Consider the following 2,271-nt stretch of genomic DNA (forward strand, 5'->3'; position numbering starts at 1 on the left):
CCCGGTGGTGTGAGAGGACGGGGGAGGCGACTCCCCCTCCTACTCGATGTTGCTATAGGTTGGCCTAATGTCTGAATATGTTGCCGTTACTCCTGCTTTGAGAGACTTGCGTTGGCGGCGGTTCACGGACTACCGACATGCGCAGGGCCGGCATCTCGTTCCGATAACTGCACCCGAGTCCGGGAAGGTTGCCTCATCACTTCCATTGGCTTTCGTAGCCGATGAGAATAACGAATGGAATGTTCATGCTCTGATAGGGCTGGAATCTGAATGTAACCACTGCCTCGATGATCGCTTTGGCTGGAGAGCTGCCTACGTGCCCGCATTTCTGCGCACGTCGCCGTTTCGTTTGATGCCGGTAAGTGACGAGAAGCCCACTAGTATGGCGCTTTTCCTGGAGCGTGAGAGTCCTTGGGTTACACCCGATGGAGAGGAGCGCATATGGACTTCAGCGGGCCAGCTGACTGAGCAAGTCTCTTCGATTTTTACTTTTTTGAAACAGTGGCAAACTCACGACTTGCGTACACGGCATGCTGTAAATGCCCTGGCCGAATGCGAGGTACTGGTGCCTTGGGTGGTTGAAACACACCACGGCGGATCCTTGCCGGGGCTGTTTCGCGTTGATGAGAGTAGGTTGTGTGCTCTTGAAGATGAGCCGTACCTTGAATTGAAGCGCCGGGGTGCGCTCCCATTGGCTTATGCTCAGATGCTATCTACCCACCAGGTGGCAGCGTTGGAAAGAATGGCCAGTGAGGCCGGGGCATCAGAGAGTGTCGACATCATGAGCTGACCCGCTATCAAACCCCTTCGTCGATCCAGAAATCGTTTTACCAGATATCCTTGGCTTCCTGATTGCGCGTAAAGAGATGATGCTACCGTCGCACAGCATGGCGAGATGCTAGTCCAGCTTGAAGCTCCAGAATGAGGCTTCGCATGCACTATTTGTGTGCATTCAAGGCCGCATCGGCGGCCAGTTGACCTTGCTGGCTCGGCCTGGTGCTGGACCGCAGCGGCTCTTCCCCGGATTGGCACGGCTCATGCAAAGTATTTCCATGCACAGGGTTTCCCAATCCCGATCGCGCTGGAGCCACCATGACGATGAAGCCGCTTCTTCTGGACCCCGCCCTGCAGCCGCGCCTGGTCTTCACCGACCTCGACGGCTCCTTGCTCGACCATGACAGCTTTCAATGGCAGCAAGCCAAGCCTTGGCTGAAGCGGCTCAAGACCCTGGGCGTGCCGGTCATTCCGGTTACCTGTCGTACCCGTGCCGAGTTACTGCCATTGCGAGAGCAGCTCGGGCTAGGCGATACGCCATTCATTGCCGAAAATGGGAGCGTGGTTGGCTTGCCCCCGGCCTGGCGGCATGCCCACCTGGAGCGTGATAGCTATGGTTCGGACGGGAGTGCCATGCGAAACCTGGGCCTGGATATCGACTTCATTCGAAAGCGACTCAGCGTGTGGCGGGAACGACTTGGTGTTGTTTTCAGGACCTTGGGCGAGATGACGCTAGAGGAGGTCATGGCGCTGACAGGGCTGAAGGCGGACGAGGCCCGGCTGGCTCGGATGCGCCAGGGGAGCGAACCCCTGTTATGGCAGAGCGATGCCTCATCACTTGCCGCCTTTCGCGAGGCGCTTCAGGGCGATGGCTTGAATCTGGTTCAAGGCCGACGCTTCTGGCATGTTACCGGCGGCCTGGACAAGGGTGGGGCCGTGACCTGGCTGGTGGGTCGCTTCAAATCGCTGCGGGGATGCGAGCCGCTGACCCTGGGTCTCGGCGATGGACCCAACGACCAGTCGCTGCTGGAAGCCGTAGACCAGGCGGTGGTGATTCGAGGCAGTGATGTCTCTACCCTGGCTCCATGCCAGCCGGCGCTTTATCGTAGCCGATCGGCGGGCCCCTCGGGTTGGGTCGAAGGTATCGCTTATTGGTGGGGCGCGGAGGGTGCCGGGGCGATGCCGAAGCAGTCGCTATTCTCCTGAACCAGCCTTGTTTCACCAAAGTGTGTCGGCGCTTTGGTCGCTCCTATCTGTCTGCACTTGTTCGACCCAAGGTGGCTACCTTCCGGTATGCTGGCGGCTAGACACTCATAGACGCGCAGGCTCGAGACGCAATGTCGACATTGACCTTTCTGGGAGCGGTCGGGGAAGTGACCGGCTCTCGCTATCTTCTTGAAGTGGATGGTAATGATCGTATCCATAAGCTGTTGTTGGAGTGTGGCCTTCCCCCACTGTCAAGCTAGATGGAGCCTCAGCGGCTGTTAGACTCTGAAC

2 protein-coding genes are annotated in these 2,271 nt (G+C 58.3%); both read left to right on the forward strand.

What is annotated here, in order from left to right:
* The first annotated feature begins 67 nt into the window (after nt 1-67).
* Complete coding sequence (locus KZO25_RS19865; RefSeq protein WP_223138225.1) at nt 68-790, forward strand: SapC family protein; 723 nt, start codon at nt 68-70, stop codon at nt 788-790.
* A gap of 302 nt (nt 791-1,092) precedes the next feature.
* On the forward strand, nt 1,093-1,980 hold the full coding sequence (locus KZO25_RS19870; protein WP_262489152.1) for an HAD-IIB family hydrolase: 888 nt from the start codon (nt 1,093-1,095) through the stop codon (nt 1,978-1,980).
* The last annotated feature ends 291 nt before the right edge of the window (nt 1,981-2,271 follow it).

This window comes from Halomonas sp. ANAO-440 (assembly GCF_019915905.1).
Taxonomy (GTDB): domain Bacteria; phylum Pseudomonadota; class Gammaproteobacteria; order Pseudomonadales; family Halomonadaceae; genus Halomonas; species Halomonas chromatireducens.

What these genes read in the sequence shown, in the direction of transcription:
- KZO25_RS19870 (WP_262489152.1), top strand. Translation starts at nt 1,093, where the DNA reads ATGACGATGAAGCCGCTTCTTCTGGACCCCGCCCTGCAGCCGCGCCTG.
- KZO25_RS19865 (WP_223138225.1), top strand. Translation starts at nt 68, where the DNA reads ATGTCTGAATATGTTGCCGTTACTCCTGCTTTGAGAGACTTGCGTTGG.